Genomic DNA, 20779 nt, shown 5'->3' with positions numbered 1-20779 from the left:
CACCGGGCAGGCAGGACGCCACTTCCTGCGTGGGCACTCCCTGGTGGGCTTGCCATACGTACAGGCGAATTCACGTATTCCCGCACGGTGTTTAATCATTATGAGTGAAAACAGCTTTGAAATCAAAGTGGTCAGCGACACGGTCGAGCAATCGCTCGCGCAACTGGAGCAGCGCGGCCAAAACCTGCGGCCAGCGCTGTTGGACTGGGCCGAATGGGCAAAAGGCGAAACCGACGAGCGTTTTAGTGAACAAAGCGACTGGTCCGGCACACCCTGGCAGCCCAATGCCCCGTCGACGCTCACCGCCTATTTGCGCAGCCACGGCGGCCACAAGAACTACAAGCGGAACGGCAAGCTGAGCATCGCCGGCGAGCGCCGCCTAGGCGCAAAGCGTATTTTGCAGGTCGATGGCAATCTGCGCCGTGCCGCATTCAGCTATGCCGCCAGCGCGGAAGGACTGCGCTTCGGCCCTTGGGGCAATGGCCTGGACGCCTATGCGGCGATCCAGCACTTGGGCGGCATTGCTGGCCGCGGTCTAAGCGTCTATCTGCCGGCGCGTTCTTACCTGCCGGTGGATGAAAACGGGCAGTTGGCACCGCGGGCCGAGGCGGAGCTGGTGGCCGTGATCAATCGCCATATTGATGGAGAGGGCTAATGCCGCCTGGCGTTGATGAGTCAGTCACGAATCACTTACCATTCTCAATCCAGCCAATACCCTTTTCTGGGCAGAGAATAATTAGCTTCTTGTACCAAGCCAGATCAGGCGTAGCCTCGCCAAATGAAAAGCTCCCCTCGCTTACATAGAAGCATTGATCGCCTTTTTTAACTTTGAAGCTTGCATTTTTTAAATCGGAAAATTCATACACTGAAGTCGGCTCCACACTCATGACTTCAAATTTCTTTAGCTCCAGGCGCTCCTTCCAAAATTTGGGTTGCTGGCTCAAAAAGTATATGGATGTAACTGCAACGGAGATTGCAGTCACAATAAAATTGATAAGTAAGGCTTTTTTCATTTCTTGGGGTAGAGCTCTTTTTTTACTGCTCGATTGGATTTTTCGATAACAGCAAGCAATTCGGCGGGGGCAACCGGAAAAGGAATCCAACGAGGATCATGGGCCAATATATTGACCAACTCCAAAGCGTCAGCAACATTAGACGAGCAGCTATTACTGAACAAACTATATGACGTCTCGTCCGGATGCTTGCGCTTGAACTCCCGATCAACTTTAATTCGCCGCTCCAATTCGTTTTTTACGATGTCCTTCTCTCTTGTTGATACAGTGAGATAAACGCCAACATTGTCGCGCCAACGGTTGCCATTGACATTGATAGTGTCGTTTGCTCTCTGAACAACCCCGCCGTTCAGGTAGGTATTCTTGTCGGTTTTCACATACTCTTCATGCGCACGGCTATAGACCTGGCCATCAATGACAATGGCGGCATGCCCCCATTGAGAGCCCATGCTGCGCATCCTAGAGTCGCTGATGATAACCTCGATTAGCTCCCGCTTTAACAGCACCTTTTTGAGCTCATCATTGGTGGTAGGCGTTGAGGTCTGCTTCCTTACCAGGAACAGGTCTTTTCCGCTCGGTGCTTTAAGGGTTTGACTAGCGTTTTCCCCGGCCACGTTCAGCCCTCCAGGTAGATGCTGAGTTCTTCCGACTCAACAGTGGCTTTTGTAAGATGGGTGTGTCCATCATCGTCTGTGACGCCATGCTCGACTTTTCCATCCGCTCGCACAATAGCGTACTCATGGTTAGCCAAGGGGTGGCCGGACGACTCGTCTAGGAGCTGGAATTTCTCATTGAACATTTGGAGCAAGCCGGCGGCTCCTGTGGCGGCCAGAGCCATGCCGGCTCCAATGCCCGATGAGGAAGAGCCGCTGCTTTCGTAAGATCGGCCGACCTCCGGCATAGTGGAAATCAATGTTGCGCCGCAACTGACCTTGTGCCCCTCCAGCGCCACGCCTTTACCATTCACGACCCAAGAAGCATCGCCTTCAACGATGACGCAGTTCGTGTGCCCCTGTCTCGGACAACTCACGGCATCCCCAATCAAAGCGACCGGCTTGCCAAAGAAAACCGTGGTCGATGCGGCACTGGTGACAAAACCACCGTGATCGGTGGGGTCTCCAAGGCGGATAACGCGCTTCATTGGCTTTCCTGCGACAAGTAAAACCAGCATTTTAGATTGCATGCGCTCTCCAAGGTACTGGCCTTTGGTTCACGCTTGCATAGTCTTGCGAATGTTTGTGGTCTTGAAGAAGGCGTAGAAAAGCCCACTATCACGACAAGTGGGCGGAGGATGGGGCAAGGTTGCAGGAAGACTGGCAAAACGCAACCAGACCCCGTTAACTCACGTTAAATTTGCACTCCAGAGGCGGGGCGCTACAGTTTTACACGGCTCATCAGAAATTCGTACCCCATTCCATTGAGCAAGCACAAGGCCAATGCCCCTAGGAGGATGATCAGGAATACGACACCACCTGTAGAGAAGAAGTGTGTAGCCCTAAAAACCCACAGCCAGAAAGCCTGTAGCTGTCCTTGATAGCGCACTTGGAGCAAAGCCATATTATGAAACAGGTTTACAATTGCCAGAATGGTATAGACGGCACTTGCCAGTACACCAAGCAGTTGACTCAAAATCCAGTTTCTATGTGGCTCATCTAATGCGGAGAAGTAAAATTTCACAACTCCCGACTGTTCGGCAACTTCTTTTGCTCCAGGAACAATGCCACGTTGAGCATAGCCCCACAATACCCACGAGAACAGAATAAAGACCAGAGGCAGAACAACCCTGGCAATCCACTCAGCACCAGATATTCTGCTTTGTAAAATAAGCGCAAAAACAAAGGCAACTCCCAATGAGATCGCAAACAATGTTGCCTTGAATGCAGTATCAATTATGAGAACGGAGTGCACCGCATAGAAGTAAATCGAAAACAATAGCGCAGCGGCCAAGGCAATCAAGACAGCAGCAGGATCATCAGAGTTGTTTCTTGCTGGATTGTTGTTTGTGATTTTCTTCTGAACAATCAGAATGACGTCTCTTGGACGGTTGGCATTGCTTAACTGGCTACCTTGAGTAAGAAAGGTCAGCAGCAGTCCCATGATGGCACCAATTAATGGCGACAAGAAAAGCCCTTGGACGGTACTATCTTTAAACCAACTTACAGCAGTTTCAAACATTTTATATTCCTATTGTTTTAAGAATATAAAATCTACCACATCCCAAATGTCATTTTCCAGCAAGTGATGCCATTTTTGCTGGAAGGCTTTGATTCAGCTTCACGTAGCAAGTTTCTTGCCGAAGCCCTTCCATATCTTTCTCCACGACATGGCCGCCCCACAATGCGGCCCATGAACACGCAAACCTACTTCCGCGCCCTCAACTCCGCCGCCGATATGACATCGCGAGCGGCCTGCTCTATGAGCCTTGAGCTCGTCGATGGTCAAGTGCCGGAATGGGTCCAGTTGCTGCCGGCTGGACAATTTAGCGGCCGGGATGGGCGCGGCCCATGGCTTGCAGACATCCCGGCCATCCTGAGCGCGTTCATGGCGGATCAAAGCGGCGGCATTGAGCCGGTGTTTGATTACGACCACCAAACAATGCTTGTGCAGCAAACCGGACAAAAAGCGCCTGCCGCAGGCTGGATCAAGGCCATGGAGGAGCGAGGCGGGGCCGTCTGGGCACGCGTCGAGTGGACCGCGGCCGCCGCCGATCAAATCGGCAAAAAAGAATACCGCTATATGTCCCCGGTTTTCGATTTCGACCCAACCGGCCGCGTTGTCTTCATCGTCTCGGTCGCTCTCAGCAATATCCCGAACCTGTTTTTGCGTGCCCTCAACACCACACATGGAGGAACCATCGTGGAATTAGCAAAACTGCTGGAACTGCTCGGCCTGCCGGCTGATGCGGATGCCGCCGCGGCCGTTAAGGCGATCAAGGCGCTGGTGACGGCCAAGAAGGAAAATCAAACCGCGGCCAACAGTTTGCGCCAGGCCGTCGGCGCAGCGGATGACGCTACGCTTCAAACCGTTGCCAACAGCGTGCTGACCGGATTCGTGCCCAAAGCAGAGTACGAGCGCGTCGCCAATGCGCTGGCTCAGCAGGAGGCTGGGGCTAAGGACTCGGAGATTGACCAAATGCTCGACGAGGCAATCAAAGCCGGCAAGATTGCGCCGGCCTCCCGCAGTTACTTCCGCGCCCAGTGCGCGGCCGACATGTCGTCGTTCCGCCAGTTCGTCGCTGGCGCTCCGGTCATCGCGGCCGCGGCTGATGCGCAGCGCGCCGCCAATGCAAAAGGCGATGGCCAGCACGGTGGCGGCGACAACCCGCTGATCGCCAACGCCAAGGCTCGCGCCGCACAGAAATAAGGAAACCCCATGGCAACCATCACCGAACAAATCAAGCCGCAAATCCCGCTCCAGGGCGAGCCTGGCTTGTCGCAAGAGAGCGTCCTCGTCGGCCCGGTCGCGCTGGCCGCCGGCACCCTGCTGGGCGTGGACAAGCTGGATGACGAACTGGCGGTTCCCTGGCTCAACGCCGCCGACCCGCTGCCAGCATTCGTCGTCGGCGTGGTGCGCACGCCGTTGCCGGCCGCCACGGCTGGCGTCACACAGCGACCCGCCAATATCGTTGCCGGCAACTGCTCGCTAGCGCTGGACACCCTGCCGGTGTTGCGCGATGCAAAAACCAGCGCACCGGCGCACTATCGCCAGGCGGTGCGCATGTTGTCCGCGCGTGGTGCCCGGATCGTCGAACGTAATTAAGCAAAGGACACCCCAATATGCTCACTACAATCGCAGATATTTTGAAAGACCCGGCATTCGGTGTTGCCAGCCTCACCGAATCCATTAAGTTGCTGCCCAACATGTACAGCAAAGTCGGTCAGCGCGGCATTTTCACGCGCAAAGGGGTCAACACGCGGACGGTGGTTATCGAGTACGCGAATGGCCGGCTCCACTTGCTCGGTCCGAAAGACCTGGGCGCGCCGGGCAGCCGGTCAGCTCGAAAGGGCCGGAATGTCCGCTCTTTCGTCATCCCTCACATCCCGCATGACGATACGATTCTGGCGTCGGACCTAAGCGGGAGCCGTGGCTTTGGCTCGACCGATCCGGTTGCGGATGTCGCCGCGGTGGTGAATGAACGTCTTCAAGAAATGAAAGCCCGCCACGATCTGACGCAGGAATGGATGATGTTGGGTGCCATCAAGGGACAAATCCTGGATGGGGACGGCAATCTGCTGTACGACCTGTTCAAGGAATACGGCATCTCCAAAAAGACGATCGAATTCAAGCTGAGCGATGCGGCATTCGATGTCAAACGCGCCTGCATGAATGTCTCGCGCCACATCGAGAAAAACCTGATGGGCGACCGCTATACCAACAAGTTGGTCTGGGTCGATGCGGATTTCTTCGATGCCCTGACGGCTCACCCCAAAGTCGAAAAGGCGTTCCAGGGCTGGGCGGCGGCACAGGAAGCGCTTGGGGGCGATACCCGCAGCGGTTTCAAATTCGGCGGCCTTACGTTCGAAGAATATGTGGGTGAGGTCTCGGACAGCTCGGACAAACTCCATCCGCTGATTGATCCGGGTCGTGGGCATGTGGTGCCGCTGGGGACTGTTAACTCGTTCCGCACCTACGATGCGCCAGGCGATTTCATGGAAGCGGTGGGCACGGTCGGCGAGCCGTACTACGCCAAGATCAAAAACACCGATTTTGACCGCGGCGTCGACGTGCACACCCAGTCCAACCCGCTGCCTTTGTGTCTCCGCCCTGAGATGCTGGTAGAACTGGCGCTGAAATAGCGCAGCAGTAGAGAGACGGCGACCGGTGGCGTGCGGTAACACGTCGCCGGCCAGCTGACCTGCAGAAGCACCTGCAAGCCAACCCGGAGGCCGTCACTTTCTGGCCAGAAAGCGAGACCAGTCTACCGGGTTTCAAGAAACTTGCAGCATGAATAAAACCATTGCAGAGGAAATACGGTGCGGATGTTGTCATAAAAAGCTGGCGGAGGGATGGTATGTTGAACTGCGCATCAAGTGCCCGCGGTGCAGCGCCATGAATGCCTTTGTGGCTACATCTCCACGCATGCCGGCATCGGTGCGAGATTGCCTCGACCACCGGCGGCGACAGAGCAGTAAACCGTAACGCCGGGTTTTCGCCCGGCCCAAAGCCCGAGGGCCTCGCGCCCCGACTCCAGCGCCCCTAGAGAGCCACTGGAGCCCAGCATGACGAGCAACCCCATTGTGCCCTGGATCGGCGGCAAACGCCGCCTGGCCAAACACATCTTGCCCCTGTTCCCCAAACACACCTGTTACGTCGAGCCCTTCTGCGGTGCGGCGGCGTTGTTCTTTTTGAAGGCACCGTCCAAAGCTGAGGTGCTGAATGACATCAACTGCGAGATCGTCAATCTGTACCGAGTTGTCCAGCACCACCTAGAGGAGTTCATCCGGCACTTCAAATGGTCGCTGACCTCCCGACAAATTTTCAAATGGCTGCAGGCGACACCGACGGAAACGCTGACGGACATCCAGCGGGCGGCACGATTCTATTACCTGCAGAAAACCGCCTTTGGGGCCAAGACCGAGAACCAGACCTTTGGCACCATGACCACCAGTGCGCCCCGGCTCAATTTGCTGCGGTTGGAGGAGGAGCTGTCCGCGGCCCATCTGAGACTGTCTCGGACCTTGATCGAACACCTGGATTGGAAGAGCTGCATTCAGCGCTATGATCGGCCGCACACCCTGTTTTACGCAGACCCGCCATATTGGCAAACCCAGGGCTATGGCGTGCCCTTCCCATTCGATGAGTATGTGGCACTGGCCGAGATCATGCGCCAGTGCCGGGGGCAGTTTGTGTTGAGCATCAACGATCATCCCGCGATCCGTGAGGTGTTCCAGGACTTCTACCAGGAGCGCGTCAGCATTCGCTACACCGTGGGCCAGGGAGCTGCCAGGAAAGAGGCTGGGGAGCTGATTATTTTAAATCGGAACATAAATTGAGTGGGGTTAGAAATAATGCCAGGCTGCACTATAATAACCATTGTAGCCATACCTCATGTAACCACGCCATCTGCATCAGGGTTACGTTAAGCACGGAAGAAAAGCGAAGTTGATTTCAGTTTCAAAATCGCATTAACTCTAACTAACTTAATCATACAAATGATGCCCGAACTTTATACAGTTTATACGGCAACTACATTAGTCATCTTAATTGGCTATATCCTTGTTTTTTTCCTTTGCCGTATCTTGTGCGAGTGGCTATGTGGGCTAAATTTTGTGGTGTCCCTTTGTGCCGTGGCGATAGCCGTTGTTGCTTGCGTTCTCATACCAGACGGATGGGCTTTGCTTCAAAGCCATCAAGTAGCGTCTGTGGACATGAAGCAACTATGTTTTTTAGTAAAACTCAAAGCAGCAGCAAGTTTGGCTGGTCTTGCTATTGGAGCAAATCTATGGCCTAGGTTCATAGAGGAGGAGGAAGAGTGAATCCTCTACCGAACCCCTTCATGACTGTTTCCCCCTGATCATGCCCGCACAATGCGGGCATGACTGCATCTAGCCCCTACATCACCGCCCCTGATCTGGAAGCCCGCTTCGGCCGGGACTTCCTGCTCATCGCGACCGATCCGACCAACACCGGTGAAGTGAATACGGCAAAAGTGGAGCGGGCCATCGCCGACGCCACCAGCTTAATCAATAGCTATCTTGGCAAGCGCTATCTGCTGCCGGTGCCGAATGTGCCCGACGCGCTGCAGCGCATTGCCGCCGACCTGGTCCGCTATTTCCTGTTCGACAGCCCCAGCGAAGACATCAGCAAACGTCATGATGCTGCCCAGCGCTGGCTGCGCGACGTGTCCACCGGTGTCGTCTCCCTTGGTCTCCCGGAATCGAAAGCACCGGCCAGCGCCGTCGGCGCGGTGGTCGTAGACGGCCCCCCGCGGCTGTTTACGCGTAAGACCATGGAGGGGTACTGATGCGCCCCAATCACCTGGCACTGGGTGCTCACCTGGTAGCGCGGCTGCGGGCTGAAATCGCAGGCGTTCGAACGATAGAACAACGTGGCGAGATGGACGATTTGTCGAGCGGCAGTCAGATCTCGCCAGCGCTGTACTTGATCTATCAGCGCGACGTGCTGCCGAGTGACAGCCAGTCGGCCGATGCTCAAAACCTCATCCAGCAATACTGGCTGGTGGTGGCCGTGATGCAAGGCAACAACGCCGCCGCATTCGACAAAGCCGGCCAGTTGCTGGCCCAGGTGCGCGATGCCTTGTTGGGCTGGTCTCCCGATTTCTCCCATTACGACAAGCTGAAGGCGGCCACGCCGCCGCCGGCTCTGTACCAGGACGGCTTCGGCTATTACCCGCTGCTGTTCACCTCCGACTTTTACGCCTGATGAAAGGAGCCCCCATGGCTGGCCATAAGCAAAGCGTCCGCCTCGTCCAGGCCCACAAGAACGCCGGGACCGAGTTGCCGGCAGGCTCGGTGCTGGTCGTCGCGGAATCCACTGCGGAATGGCTGTTCCGCCACGGTATCGCGGAGCCGGACAACGGCCCGGCGACACCGCCGCAACCTACCCAATCCACGCAGGAGAACGAACAATGAGCTACGCCCCGTACCAAGAGACTACCGAAAAACATGTCTACGCCATCAACGGCCAGTTTTTCTGGTCGGTTTACGGCGAAAACAAATTTGTGCCGTTCGCAATGGTCGACAAGGCCGAAATCACGATCAGCGAAGAGACCGAGGAATTGCCCAATGCATTCACGGGCAACGGCAATTTCGAGAAATTCGCCCGCGTAAAGTCCGTCATGGTGGACTTCAACGTCCAGCAGTTCTCCCCGGCAGTCATTGCCGAACTGACCCAGGGGGCATTCGCCACCCGTGAAGCCAAGACGGTGACGGACGAAGTCTGCATCGCCTACAAGGGCTCCGTGATGCGCATTGAGCACGCCGGCGGCAGCGACTACCAGCTCAGCGACAAGGCCGGCACCAAGGTCTATAAGGCCGGCGTCGATTACTTCCCCACCGCGGCAGGCCCGATCCCGACGCCGGGCGGCCAAATTACCGATGGCAGCGAGGTCAAAGTCAGCTACAAGGCCGCCGAGGCCAACGTCGTCGAGTGGCTGTGCGGCAGTCGCAAGGAACGGTCGCTAATGTTCGTGGGCATCAACCGCGCCAGCAACCGCGAAGTGGTGGTCGATCTGTTCCGGGGCAAATTTGGTTTTGCGGATAAAACTGCGCTGCTCGGCAAAGGCTATCGCTCCAGCGGGGTCAAGTTCGAATGCTTCGAAGACCCGCTCCAAGTCGGCGAAAACCGCAGCCGCTGGATTCGCGAAACCCTGCTCAAGTAACCCGCCAACGGGCGCGGCCGCCGCGCCCTGGAGAGACCCCCATGCGCATTCAAAAAACCCTCAACATCGGCGAGCACCAGGTCACGATCCAGGAACTGACCGTCGCCGATATCCGCGGCTTGATGGTGACGTCGCTAGTCGGCCAGGCCACTACAGAAGACAGCGATTTGCAGGCCGACCTGATCCTGCGTAGCACGCTGTTGGCCGACCTGAGCCTGGATGAGCTGGCCGCGATGACCGATCTGGCGCCGGCCGGTCTGGACCGCTTCAGCCAGTCCGAGCTGCAGCAACTGGTTGACGCCTGCCGGGATCTGAATCCGCTTTTTTTCGGGATGCGAGCGCGGCTCGCGGAAGCAAGGCTTCAGGTGCAAATGGCGACGATAGCCGCGACGCCGTGGCTCGCCAGTTAGACGAGCTGGAGACTCTGCTCGCCCGCGTCATCGCATGCGGGCATCCCGACGCCGGCAGCTATGCCTGGCGTTTTTTCCTGACCGTAATTAACGACCTGAGCAAAGGCGCAAAGGCATGAACGCTAAAGTGCTGGAATACCTGATCCGCGGCAACAGTAACGATTTCGTTGCCGCGGTCGGCAATGCCAAAACCACGCACCAGCAAGCCATCGAGAACATGACGGCCGCCGCGCGGCGGCTGGAACTGTTCGGCAAGGCGCAGGCCGATGCAAAACAAACCGCAAGCGAGTTTTTCAAACTCAAGAACGAGACGGCCGCTTACCAGACTGCGCTGGCGGCCGCACGCGGGCCGCTGGCCGCCTTCCAGGAAGGCATGACGCAAACTCAGACGGCGGCTCGGCAAAGCGCATCGGCTGTTAAACAGCAAAATCTTGAACTGCGCGAACTCCAGGCCGCACAGCGGGCCGCGGCGCAGGAGTACGCGGCGACACGCAAAGAGGCACTAGCCGCCGGCGGCAGCGCAGAGCAGTACGCCGGCGAGTTGGCGCGCACTCGTCGTCAGCTCGACAGCACCACCGCGGCCGTCGAGGCGATGCAGCGGCGTGTCGCGACATCGGGTGCCGAGTACGCAAATCAGCAGGCGGCGTTGGAGCGTTACCGCGCTGGCTTGGCCAATGCGCAGCGTCCGGTCCAGGAACTGGAAGCCCAGGTCCGCAAATCGGAGCTGGCCCAGCAGCGCGCCGGCGCACAAATGCGCAACCAGGTCACATCGCTGAACGCGATGCGCGACAGTTTGGCCGCCGCCGGCGTCGACACCCGCAACCTAGCCGGCGAGCAGACCGCGCTGAACGGCCGTATCGAAGCGGCCAACAAGGCGCAGCGGCTGGCCGCAGCCGAGCGCACGCTGGGTCTAGTTCAGACACGTCAGGCGACGATGGCCATTGCTGAACTCGAACGCGCCTATAGGACGATGGCGAGCTCTGGTCGCTACAGCAGCCAGCAATTGGAGCAAGCAGCCGAGCAAGTGAAAAAGAAAATCGTTGAGCTGCAGCGCCAGGCTAGCCAGGGCGTCAATCTGACGCTCAATCAGACGCAGCCCCAGCCCAGCACCAGCGGCGCTGGCGATATGCTGCGGCGGGCCACCGCCGGTGTTGGTGCGGCCGCTATTGTGCATGAGGCCACCCAGCAAACCCTCGCCTACGGCACCGCCATCGCAAAAGTCGGCACACAAATCGACGGCAACCGGCCGTTAATGGCGCAGTTCGACAGCGAGGTGCGCAAGCTGGCCAAGTCGATGGGCGTCGACGCCACCGAAAGCGCAAACGCGCTGGCCGACATCTTTGGCTCACGCGACTTCGACCACCCGGCCGAGGCAATGACGGTGCTGAATAAGGCCACGGTCGCGGCCAAAGGCGGATTTACCGACGTCGGCACGGCGGTCCAAGTGGGGCTTGGGGTACTGAACGCCTACGGCAAAGAAGTCGGCGACTTGGAGGGCGTCTATGACGTGTTGTTCCAAACCGTCAAAGATGGCGTGACCAACTTCCCCGCATTGGCCCAGGGGCTGGGCCAGGTGGTGCCGACAGCCGTCGCGGCCGGCGTCTCGTTCGAAGAGTTGGGCGCAGCGCTAGCGGTACTTACCAAAAACGGGGTCCTGACTCCACAAGCGATTACCGCAATCAACGGCGCAATCGTCCAGTTGGCCGCCCCGACGCAAGAGGCCAAAGAAAAACTCAAGGCTTTGGGCATTCAGTGGACCTCCCTCGGAGACACCATCCGCCAGATTTCGGAGAAAAACCTAAGCTTGGACGCCGTGCGCTCCATCGTGCCGGACATTGAAGGTGCCCGCGGGGTGCTGACGCTGGCCTCGCACTATGGCGCGCTGACCGACGAAATCGAACGCATGAAGGGTGCGGCAGGCGCAGCGCAAGGGGCGTTCAATATCGTCCAAGAAAGCGATGCCGCAAAGGTGGCCAAGTTCAAGGCGGAGATTAACGACCTGCTCTTGGAACTGGGCAAGTTAATCGCCCAGGGCCAGCCGGTATTGGCGTTCTTGACGGACCTGTTGCGTGGTTTCAATGACCTGCCAAGTGGCGTTAAGCAGACAGTGTTAGCCATCGGTGGGCTTGCAGCATCCACTGCAATTATTCGAACCCTGGGCGGAGCTATGTTGCCTCTGCCCGGTTTGATGGGCGGCACCGCGGCGCAGGCCACGGCCGCCGCCGCGGCCATGCCTGGCGTCGCCGGAGGCATGGGCCTGGTCGCCGCTGCGGCCAAGGGCTTGGCCATCAATATGGCTCTGCTTGCCTCATTTGGATTTACTCTTTCAAAACTGATGGAGTTGTATCAACTCTGGCGCGAAAACCAAGACATCTCCGCTGCCGTCGAGCAGCGCCAAGCCGCCGCGCAGCAGGCAATCAAAGACTATGCCGCCGATGCCAACCTCAAAAAACTGAGCGCGGACGAGTTGGAGAAGCTGACCGACCGCGAGCGGGAGGAGTACGCCAAGCGCCTGGGCAATGCGCAAAAGTTCTGGCAAAGCAAAGCGTCGCTGGAGTCCGAGAAAAAATGGGATAGCGCGGACGCCTTCGCCGCGGCGCGCCAGCAGCGCGAGTATGCAGCAGCGCAGGAAGACCTGCAGCGCGCCAAGGTGGTAGTCGCAGAGCGCAAAAAGCTGGAAGGCCAGCTGTACACGGCCAAGGCCGAGCTGGTGGCGAAGGAGAAGGAAAGAAGCAAGAAGTTCCAGGAAGACAGTACCCGAGCCTATGAGGCGGCGATTTCAACCAAGATCAAGGGGCTGCAAAAGCTGACCAGCGAGGAAGAACGCTACGTCGCCCACAGCAACACGCTGCAGCAGGATCAGACCAATGTCGCTATCGATCAAGCCAAAAAGCGGCTTGAGCAGCTCAAGTCTACGTTGCAGAAACAGCTGGATGCAGAGAAAAAAACTGCCGACAAGATCAAGGAACTGAAGGCGGACAAGGAGAGCAGCAACAACGACGTCGCCGGCCGCCTGCGGGCGCTGAAACGTCGCGACATGAGCGAGGGCGACCAGCAGAAAGACATCGGCAGCGAAGCCGAGGAAAAGCTCAACGAGAGCCGGCGCGCGCGCAACAGCGGCAATTTCGCCGAGGCCAAACGCCTGGCGCAGGCAGCAATGAGTCTTGGCGAACAGATCAAGGACAGCAAGCGCGCCGTCGAGCTGGCGGAACAAGCCGCCAACCAGCTGAACCGTTCCCAAGACGCTGAGATCGAGGAGCAACAAAAGCTGCAGCAGAAGCAGCAGGCCGATGCCAAGGCGACTGAGCAGCAAGCGGTCGACGCGCAGAAGCAAATCGACACGTTGACGCAGAAGCTGTCCGAACTGGTGGGCAAGGAAACCAGGCTGAAAGTCGATACCGACATTGAGGCCGGCAAGACCAAGATTGCCGAAATCCAGGCCAAGCTGGACGCGCTGAAAGACAAAACCGTCACCGTCACGGTGGCGCAGGCCGGCACCGCCGCCTTGCCCGCGGCCGCCGCAGGCGACATCCAGAAAAACGCAGAAGGCGGCCACATCCGCGGGCCAGGCACCGGCACCTCGGACAGCATTTTGTCCTGGTTGTCTGATGGCGAGTACGTGCTCAGGTCGGCAGCGGTGTCGCACTACGGCGTGGACCTGCTGCACGCGCTCAATCAGATGCGGCTCCCTAAATTTGCCCAGGGCGGACTGGCCGGTCGCATGCCGGCATTGCCGAACCTGCGTCCGTTGACCTCCTTGCCCAATCTGCCGCCGCTGGCCTCGTTGCCGGCCCCGCGCACGGCCGACGCCGTCAGCAAAAACCTGGGCTCGCTGGACCTGGTCGCCGGCGGCCGCAGGCTGACCGTCCAGGGCGACCCCGACGCGATGGCCGATTTCAAGCGCGAGTTTCTGCGCCTTAACCTGAAGAATGCCTAATGAACTACGCCCCCTCATTGATCATCGGCGGCCGCGTACTGAGCCTTGAAGCCAGGCTGCAAGCGTTTACCCAGCAGTACGAGACTTTGGCGGCGCGCAGCATCCTGCGCAGTGCCAACGGTAGCGCGCACATCCAGCAACGCTGGAGCCGGCTGAAAACCACGTTGTCCGGCTCCGGCTGGGTGCCGGCCGGCCTGGCAAACCTGCCCTCCGCCGAACCGCTGGAGCTGCATTGCGCCGCGGCGCGCACGCTGCAGGCGGCCGGCCCGCAGATCGGCTTGCCGGCGTTCCGCACCGACATCCCGCCAGTCGGCTACGCATTGCGCCAAGGCTATCGAGTACCGGTGCAAACGAGCGTGCAAAACGGCATCGCGCTGCTGACGCCGCTAGCAGGCGCGGACGCTTATGAGGTGGCTTTCTGGCCGATTTTGAACGTATTCGCCGAGTACCAGGACAGCGGCGACATGCGCAACAGCAGCTACTCCTGGTCGTTGAGCTGCGAGGAGATATAGCAATGCTCATTTACTGGAATGATCTGATTGCCGACCTGCCGACGGGGCTGGAGCCTATGAAGTTGGCGAACCCGGATGATCTGATGCGCCGCGCTTTTGGCATGACGCTGCTACCGATAGATAAGCGCAACGCTAAAACGGTGATTTGTATTCGCGCCAACGACGGCAGCAAAGCTGAGGTGGTGCATGCCGATTTCCAGGAATTCAACGTGATCAGGGCAGCGGAACCGGTGCGGGTCGGCGACGAGATGCAGCAAACCCAGCACAACTGGGACGGCGTCCCGTGCAAAGTGTTTGTCACCCAATCGGCGGCTAGCGCGGCAGGCACGTTGATCAAGCGCCCGAAAGAGGCATTCGAGGCTGAAGCGCTACCAATAGCGCCAGCGGTGCTGTTCGACCTGAGCGCACTGCCGGCCGGCACCGAATGCTATGTGTATGCGCCGGGCACCAAGGCCCTGGCGTGGCCGCGCTGTACCTTTGTCGTCGCCAACAATAGCGCCAATGTACTGACCTTGTTGAACGATGGCGGCACGATCAAAAAAATGGACGGGAGTCCGGTTGTGCCGCCGCAGATGGGGCCGGGCCAAACCAGGGCCTGGTATCTCGATTTGCTAATGCATGTGCCGGCGATGTGGGGCGATACCAGCCAAGCGCCGGCCGCCTATGTCCTCAATGAGTTGCGCCTGCCATGATTCTTGCGCCGCTTTCCCGCGTCCCGGTCACGGCGCTGGCCAGCGCCGACGCGCCGCCGCCGGCCGGCGAGGCTCTGACGCTGCCGTTGCTGTTCATCGCCGGCCGCAGCGGCGCGCCGAGGCTGGGCCTCAGCTTGCTGGCCACGGGCAGCGCCGAACATGCCGGCATTTGGGACGTGCGGGTGAAGCTGGGAGACGCCGACGTGTCGGCCTGGCTGACCGGAACGATACGCACCGAGGCGGAGGAAGGCGCGGCGCGTATTGCCGAGCTGCAGCTGTTGCCGGGCGGGCCGTATTCGCTGGCCAGCGTTAGCGGCCGCACCGTGCAGATCGACCTGCAATGCCAGCCAGGTGGGGTTTGGCATCGGCGTTTTACCGGCGTCGTCGAGTTGCCGGAACTGGAGGTTGGCAGCAAGCTGTTGACACTGCATGCAACCGATGCTCGCAACGACACCCTCGCCACCAAGACCCGCCCGCAGCTCGCCACGCTGTTGGGCGGTTCCTGGTCGGATACCGTGTTCAGCGCCGACGCGGACTCATTGCGTTACGCCGAGGACCGGTTGTCCACCATCCAGGCAAGCTACGACCTGGACGTCTACCGTCAGCCGCGGCTGACGGCCTGGCGCGCTACACCGCCGACGCTGCGTTTCGACGCCGGCATCATTCTGGACAGCTCGTTGCGGTTGCAGACAAACCGGCTCAGCGAGCTGGTCAATACCGTGGTGTCAAGCTTCGAATTCCGTTACCCGCGGCTGATAGAGCAGCAACACACATTCACATGGAGCAATGACCAGCCGCTACGCGAGTTTTTTGCGAACAAATTCCGTTTCCCGGAAAAGACCACGGTAGAAAGCGCGGCTGGCGGCGTCAGCGGCTGGGGCATGTTGTCCGCACGATTCGACCCCGCGCCGCCGTCGCAGACCTGGCAGGAAAACGGCGTGGTCTACAACTGGAAAAACCCGTTTACCGACCAGCCGGACGCCGACCCGTATTGCAGCCGCGCACAGGTGGCGATGGCCTGGCGTGGCGCGCAAGACGTCATGGAGAAATGGACGGTCACGGTAACGGCTCCGGACTCGGTGGCTGTGCACGGCGTGCGTAAACAAGATGGCCAGCACGGCCAACTCGCCGTTGAAACCGACACCTCTGCATGGGAAAACCGCCAGGGCCTGGCCGCCGGCGATCTCGACCAGTTGCCCGGCCAAGGGCGCGCCGAAGCCAACGCCGGCATTCGCACGCTGCAGGCGGTGGCGGCCGCTCAGATCGCTGCCAGCCACCGCAACACCCGGCTCACGTTCCAGATGCCTGCGCACTCGACGCTGGACGTCTGCCACAGCATCGCTGTTGAGCATCCGCATGCATCCGGCCGCGGCAAGGTGCAGCGCATTGTCGAGACACTAGACACCGGCAGCGGACAAGCCACGGTGGAAGTGACGATGGTGCTATCCACTGCGCTGGTGGTGGGTACGGTGCCGGCGACACCGCTGCCGGCTCCGCCGACGCCCCCCAAGCCTCCACCGCCAGCGGCAACCAGTGCCGGCGGTATCACGGTGCTGGACAAATCCAGCATGGCCACGCTGCAGCACGACGGGTTTCTCGGATTCAGCGACGAACCCAGCGACGGCGCGCAGCGGCCATCCGAGTTTCGCATCAGCGCACCGGAGGTGCCGGCGGTGCTGCGCGACCCGGTCGAGGTCGCGCAAAAGTTGGAGCACAAGCTGGCGCTGCCTGCTGATCCGCTCATTCTCAACCCGTAATTAGGAGGCCGCACATGGCAATCACTCTGCAGTTTTTTGACGACGCGGCGCTGACCTTGCCTTTGTCGCAGCTGGCGATGCGGCTGGAAAGCGGCCAGCAGGTCCGCCGCTGTGTCTACCTGGGCTCCCTCCGTGCCGAGGCCATATTCACGCCGGCGCGCGCGCCGCTGACGCTGACCGTGGCCGCGGCCAATGGCCAGCAGCTGCCCGGAGAATGGCGGCTGGCGCATAACGAGGCCGACTTGGCCAGCGCAACGCCGGGTCAAGTCCTGGAGCTGGCGACGCCGCTGCAGGGCGGTGCAAACAACGCAAGACCGATCTGGCTGCAATGGAACTATGCCGGCAGCGCTGGCGCATGGCAGCAGTTTGGCTTGCAACTGGGCGAGGTGATCGAAGCATGAGGAACGATGAGGCCAAACGCATTGCCGACACCCTGGGACAGACCCAGCGCAAAACCGTCAGCAAATCCCCGTTGCCGCCGCCGGCGGCCAAGGGGGCGTTGCCTGGTAAAACCGGCGTCGGCCGCAGCGGCGCAGCTAGCTTGCCGGCAACGGGTGCGATTGCCGGGCCGCTGGTCGAAAAAGACGCGTCGCTGCGTCAGTACCACCCGGAAACGAACATGACAACCAGCGACGGCCTGTTCGTCATCCGCGTCCAGCCGATCAAGCAAGTTACGCTGACCGATGCCAAAGGCCAAAAGGTGGTGATGGAGTATGCTGCGCCGTGAAACTTGATACCCGTTCACCGTTGCCGGCCGCCCGGCCGACCCAGGCCGGACATCCATATCATGGGCTGGTAAAGGACGGTGGCCTGACGCTGCCTAACGGCCAGGTCATCAACTATAGCGTCACCGGAATTTCTACCATTCTGAAGGTTCCCGGCTGGGATCGGCCAGAACAGTATGACCCGACAACCGGCTACCGCTGGCTGCCCTATGCGATTTATCAGCGAGCGGCCTTCTTCAGCGGCTGCTATTTGTACGGGCGGTTCAGCAACAACTGCGATTGGTTGGTTGCATTCGGCCCGGCCGACGTCTGGACTGTTGAAGTCACCGCGGCAGGTTTGACGCTGGAGTGTCTGAACCGCAAGGCCAAGCGCGTTTTTGCGCTGAATTGGGGGCCAGTGGCCAATGCTTTCAAACCAAACGGGGGCTGGAAATGGAGCCTCGCCGCGGTTTCCATCAGCGGCAACGCCGCCGTGCTGTCATTCGTGGGAGAGTTCTCCATCAATGCCGTGACACTGCAACTCACACCAAATGGCGCGACTATCAGTTTCAATGAGCGTGGAACCTCGGGGGCGCGGTCTGGTTACTACTTTGAGCGACGGCTGAAAGTAGCGGCCTACCCATACGGCAGCGAAATCGTTCCTGTCTTTTGCGAATCGGTGATGTTGTCTTCTACTACAGAGGAAATTCCCGAAGTGCCAGGCGTTGAAGGAGCGAAGACTCGTTACACCGCATTGTTTGAGTGGAAGATCGGGACGGTCAAGTTGGGCCAGTTTTGGGTTGAGCATATTGATCGTGGTCCATTGGCTGGCATGGTTAATACCAAGACTTTGCAGATTCAATCTGGTGCCCTTCAAGCCCCTAATTTTTTGTGGAGCCAAGACATTCTGTTCGAGGTCGTTGGCGATGGGTTAGTGACGGTTGCGTCCCGGATCGGGCTTGAGCTTGTGACTTACGGCGTTGTCGACCTTGTCGCGGGAACCGGTACTTTGTGGCCAGCGGGGGCAACGCACGTAGCTGTTCACCCTGTCACCAGGCAAATCGTGTTCAATTCTGGGCCGGTTTGCTTTGCCTGAGGGGTGCCGAAGGACTTCCCCCCTGTGTGCGGGCCGAGCGTTCGTGACAATTGCGGCATCGTCCAGTACCACGGTCTCGTGATCATGCATCCCTACATCCGTAAAGACCCGCTCCAGATTGTTCAGGGCTGTTCATTCGAACAGAGCTGGGCCTGGACCGCCGGCGGTCAGCCGGTCGATCTGACTGGCGCACGTTTCGAGCTCGTCGCAAAGGGGAGCGCAAGCGACAGCCTGGTGCTGATCTTCCTGAGTACGGAAAACGGCGGCATCTCGGTTCTGGGCAACACCATCACGCTGAAAATCACCGCGGAGCAAACCAAAACTTACGACTGGCGCGCAGCGGTGTTCGACCTTCGTGTTACATGGCCCAGCGGGCGCATTGACTTGTTCATGGGCGGCAAATTCGAAGTACGGCCGGGCGTGATGGCGCAATGACCCTATCGGAACTCGTTGAACTGATGCCGCAGCCTCAAGTTGAACGTGTCGAAACACCCGTCATTCAGCGAGAGCTGATCATTGAATCAGGCAAACAAGGACCGCCCGGTCCTGGCATCGATAGCTTCGACGTCGATCTAGTGCTGCTGTACCAGATATCAAAACTATAGGGAGCATCCATGACACTGCAAGCACGCCTCACCCAACTGATTCAATCTGTCGGCGGCGATATCAAGACCCTGACCTCGGCGCAGGGCAACTTGGCGGCGTTGAACACAACGCAGAAGGCAAGCCTCGTCGGTGCAATCAACGAGATTCTCGACCTGGCGACCGGCCGCGGTGCGGTCATCGACGATACGGCTGCGGCAGCGGGCAAAACCTACTCATCGTCGATGATCTTGCAGTTGCTCGCTGATCTGAAAAATCAGATTCTCGGTGGCGCAAGTTCGGCTTTCGACACCCTGCTTGAAATCGAACAGAAGTTAGGGGCCGGCGATGGTGCAACTGCAGGGCTATTGACTGCAGTTAATCACCGGGTTAGCTATGCCGATGCCCAGCCGCTGACAGCGGCGCAGAAAGCCCAGGCCTGCGCCAATATCGGGATCGGCGACCCTGAGACCGATTTCGTCGCCATCTATAACGCCAGCAAAGCGTGATGTTGATAGACCGGATTGCCGCCGGTTTTGCCGCGGTTGGACGAGACATCAAGGCCGCGCTGGCGCTGGGGCAGATCGGCTATTTTGCAGCGCCTGCCCGGCCGTGTGGCTGGCTGCTGGCCAATGGGGCCGAACTCTCCCGCACTCGATACAGCGGCTTGTTCCAGCTGCTCGGCACTGCCTTTGGCGATGGAGATGGTTCCAACACCTTCAACCTGCCGGCCTTGCCGGCCCCTGTTGGGGTGTGGGCTTGCATCTACATAGGCGGCCAGGTCAACCCGCGCACGGTCACGCTGTACGCGTTTCACCCTGTTACCGGGGAGTATCAGGGCAGTCGTCCCGCCGATGTCTCCCCCGTTGACGCTGACGAGGTGGTCTTGCGGCCGCCATTCACCACGGATCAAGCGCCGCCGGCCGGCGAGCGGCAGACCGCAATCATGCTGAACGGGCAATGGGTGCTGGTGCCAGATTATCGGCAAGTCATGCTGTGGAGCACGCAAACCGGCGCGCACGTCAGCGCACAGTTGGGGCAATCACTGGCGACAATTGGCGCAACGGATAAGCCGCCGCCGGCATTTGGAGTGTGGAACGGACAGGATTGGGTGATAGATCAAGATGCCCGCACCGCCGCAGATGCGGAGGCGGCCAAGCCGGAGTTTCGCTATCTGGACGACTCAACCCGCCGAGCGGCTCTAACTCAACAGGCCCAACAAGATGCCCGTGCCCGGCTGCTGGCCGCGTATGTTGCCCGCAAACCGCTAGAGGATGCCGTCAAAGCAGGCGCTGCAACGGCCTATGAACAGGAACTGTTGGCCGCGTGGAAGCGCTACTGCAACATGCTGGCCAAACTGTCGCAGCAGCCAGGCTATCCAGCGTTGATTGATTGGCCGCAACCGCCCTATGATTTGCGGGCGGAATTGCACTAGATCGCGGGGGCGTCGGTGTAAAAGTGCGCGCAAAGCGATGCAAAGTTATCCGCGCCGTTACACTTTTGTCTGTACTTTGAAACACGGTTTGCTACACAGGAAGTCGCGTATTCGACGCGCCCTGGGTCCCTTCAAGCCTGCCGTCGGGTGGCAGGTCCGAGGTCTTAAGCGGCTGCTTGTTCGAGCGATTTGACGCTAGCAAATCGCGAGTTCAGCCGCGCCTCGGGCCTGACGGGACCCGGCGGGAAGCCGCAGGCCAGGCTTGCAGGGTGGCCTTTAGGGGTGGAGGGGATATTTGGC

The 20779-nt window shown here is 59.3% G+C and carries 25 protein-coding genes; 21 read left to right on the top strand and 4 right to left on the bottom strand.

Translation table 11 applies throughout. The annotated features are described in order from the left end of the window. Positions 1-43: 43 nt before the first annotated feature. The gene (locus tag MOV80_RS08720) at positions 44-655 is read left to right on the top strand and encodes a phage virion morphogenesis protein (protein ID WP_249605037.1); all 612 of its coding nucleotides are present in this window, start codon (positions 44-46) and stop codon (positions 653-655) included. Between the two features lie 31 nt (positions 656-686). Here MOV80_RS08720 and MOV80_RS08715 read toward each other — a convergent pair whose 3' ends face one another. The 4 genes from MOV80_RS08715 to MOV80_RS08700 form a co-directional block, all read right to left on the bottom strand. Continuing rightward, positions 687-1013, bottom strand: coding sequence for a hypothetical protein (locus MOV80_RS08715; RefSeq protein WP_203390521.1), 327 nt, complete (start codon positions 1011-1013; stop codon positions 687-689). Then, positions 1010-1627, bottom strand: coding sequence for a hypothetical protein (locus MOV80_RS08710; RefSeq protein WP_249605036.1), 618 nt, complete (start codon positions 1625-1627; stop codon positions 1010-1012). Before MOV80_RS08710 ends, MOV80_RS08715 begins: the two co-directional genes overlap by 4 nt. A gap of 2 nt (positions 1628-1629) precedes the next feature. Then, positions 1630-2196 (bottom strand): PAAR domain-containing protein, encoded by a 567-nt coding sequence (locus MOV80_RS08705; protein WP_249605035.1) that lies wholly within the window; start codon positions 2194-2196, stop codon positions 1630-1632. A gap of 191 nt (positions 2197-2387) precedes the next feature. Continuing rightward, complete coding sequence (locus MOV80_RS08700) at positions 2388-3188, bottom strand: hypothetical protein (protein ID WP_249605034.1); 801 nt, start codon at positions 3186-3188, stop codon at positions 2388-2390. A gap of 171 nt (positions 3189-3359) precedes the next feature. Between MOV80_RS08700 and MOV80_RS08695 the strand changes: the two genes are divergently transcribed. From MOV80_RS08695 to MOV80_RS08600, 20 genes are all read left to right on the top strand, one after another. Beyond that, the gene (locus MOV80_RS08695; protein WP_249605033.1) at positions 3360-4376 is read left to right on the top strand and encodes a phage protease; all 1017 of its coding nucleotides are present in this window, start codon (positions 3360-3362) and stop codon (positions 4374-4376) included. A 9-nt stretch (positions 4377-4385) separates the two neighbouring features. After that, positions 4386-4772 (top strand): hypothetical protein, encoded by a 387-nt coding sequence (locus MOV80_RS08690; protein WP_249605032.1) that lies wholly within the window; start codon positions 4386-4388, stop codon positions 4770-4772. A 17-nt stretch (positions 4773-4789) separates the two neighbouring features. Continuing rightward, positions 4790-5809: a major capsid protein gene (locus MOV80_RS08685; RefSeq protein ID WP_249605031.1), complete on the top strand. Its 1020-nt coding sequence runs from the start codon at positions 4790-4792 to the stop codon at positions 5807-5809. Positions 5810-5957: 148 nt separating this feature from the next. Next, a complete protein-coding gene (locus tag MOV80_RS08680; RefSeq protein ID WP_114152753.1) occupies positions 5958-6152 on the top strand; it encodes a Com family DNA-binding transcriptional regulator in 195 nt (64 codons plus the stop codon). Positions 6153-6232: 80 nt separating this feature from the next. Then, positions 6233-7006 (top strand): DNA adenine methylase, encoded by a 774-nt coding sequence (locus tag MOV80_RS08675; RefSeq protein WP_249605030.1) that lies wholly within the window; start codon positions 6233-6235, stop codon positions 7004-7006. 542 nt (positions 7007-7548) lie between these two features. Next, complete coding sequence (locus MOV80_RS08670; protein ID WP_114152755.1) at positions 7549-7977, top strand: DUF1320 domain-containing protein; 429 nt, start codon at positions 7549-7551, stop codon at positions 7975-7977. Next, a complete protein-coding gene (locus MOV80_RS08665) occupies positions 7977-8396 on the top strand; it encodes a hypothetical protein (protein WP_249605029.1) in 420 nt (139 codons plus the stop codon). The genes MOV80_RS08670 and MOV80_RS08665 overlap by 1 nt, the downstream gene beginning before the upstream one ends. Before the next feature lie 14 nt (positions 8397-8410). Next, positions 8411-8605 (top strand): hypothetical protein, encoded by a 195-nt coding sequence (locus MOV80_RS08660; protein ID WP_235087986.1) that lies wholly within the window; start codon positions 8411-8413, stop codon positions 8603-8605. Continuing rightward, positions 8602-9354 carry a hypothetical protein gene (locus tag MOV80_RS08655; protein WP_107731721.1) on the top strand — a complete coding sequence of 251 codons (753 nt, stop codon included), beginning with the start codon at positions 8602-8604 and terminating at the stop codon, positions 9352-9354. Before MOV80_RS08660 ends, MOV80_RS08655 begins: the two co-directional genes overlap by 4 nt. 41 nt (positions 9355-9395) lie before the next feature. Beyond that, positions 9396-9764 (top strand): hypothetical protein, encoded by a 369-nt coding sequence (locus tag MOV80_RS08650; RefSeq protein ID WP_249605028.1) that lies wholly within the window; start codon positions 9396-9398, stop codon positions 9762-9764. Between the two features lie 115 nt (positions 9765-9879). Continuing rightward, entirely contained in the window at positions 9880-13701 is a 3822-nt protein-coding gene (locus MOV80_RS08645; protein ID WP_249605027.1) for a phage tail tape measure protein, read from the top strand. Next, complete coding sequence (locus MOV80_RS08640) at positions 13701-14213, top strand: hypothetical protein (RefSeq protein ID WP_249605026.1); 513 nt, start codon at positions 13701-13703, stop codon at positions 14211-14213. The genes MOV80_RS08645 and MOV80_RS08640 overlap by 1 nt, the downstream gene beginning before the upstream one ends. A gap of 2 nt (positions 14214-14215) precedes the next feature. Continuing rightward, positions 14216-14905: a hypothetical protein gene (locus tag MOV80_RS08635; RefSeq protein ID WP_249605025.1), complete on the top strand. Its 690-nt coding sequence runs from the start codon at positions 14216-14218 to the stop codon at positions 14903-14905. Further along, positions 14902-16662 (top strand): hypothetical protein, encoded by a 1761-nt coding sequence (locus MOV80_RS08630; RefSeq protein WP_249605024.1) that lies wholly within the window; start codon positions 14902-14904, stop codon positions 16660-16662. The genes MOV80_RS08635 and MOV80_RS08630 overlap by 4 nt, the downstream gene beginning before the upstream one ends. A 14-nt stretch (positions 16663-16676) precedes the next feature. Beyond that, complete coding sequence (locus MOV80_RS08625) at positions 16677-17063, top strand: hypothetical protein (RefSeq protein ID WP_249605023.1); 387 nt, start codon at positions 16677-16679, stop codon at positions 17061-17063. Further along, positions 17060-17389, top strand: a complete 330-nt coding sequence (locus MOV80_RS08620; protein ID WP_249605022.1) for a hypothetical protein — start codon at positions 17060-17062, stop codon at positions 17387-17389. The genes MOV80_RS08625 and MOV80_RS08620 overlap by 4 nt, the downstream gene beginning before the upstream one ends. After that, on the top strand, positions 17386-18462 hold the full coding sequence (locus tag MOV80_RS08615) for a hypothetical protein (protein WP_249605021.1): 1077 nt from the start codon (positions 17386-17388) through the stop codon (positions 18460-18462). Before MOV80_RS08620 ends, MOV80_RS08615 begins: the two co-directional genes overlap by 4 nt. A gap of 84 nt (positions 18463-18546) precedes the next feature. Continuing rightward, entirely contained in the window at positions 18547-18897 is a 351-nt protein-coding gene (locus tag MOV80_RS08610) for a hypothetical protein (protein WP_249605020.1), read from the top strand. 179 nt (positions 18898-19076) lie between these two features. After that, positions 19077-19553, top strand: coding sequence for a hypothetical protein (locus MOV80_RS08605; protein WP_249605019.1), 477 nt, complete (start codon positions 19077-19079; stop codon positions 19551-19553). Next, complete coding sequence (locus tag MOV80_RS08600) at positions 19553-20479, top strand: tail fiber protein (RefSeq protein ID WP_249605018.1); 927 nt, start codon at positions 19553-19555, stop codon at positions 20477-20479. Before MOV80_RS08605 ends, MOV80_RS08600 begins: the two co-directional genes overlap by 1 nt. The last annotated feature ends 300 nt before the right edge of the window (positions 20480-20779 follow it).

Source organism: Chromobacterium sp. IRSSSOUMB001 (assembly GCF_023507765.1).
In the GTDB taxonomy this organism is placed as follows: domain Bacteria; phylum Pseudomonadota; class Gammaproteobacteria; order Burkholderiales; family Chromobacteriaceae; genus Chromobacterium; species Chromobacterium haemolyticum.
Note: the sequence above shows the minus strand (reverse complement) of the source record. Positions and strands in the feature narration are given on the sequence as shown.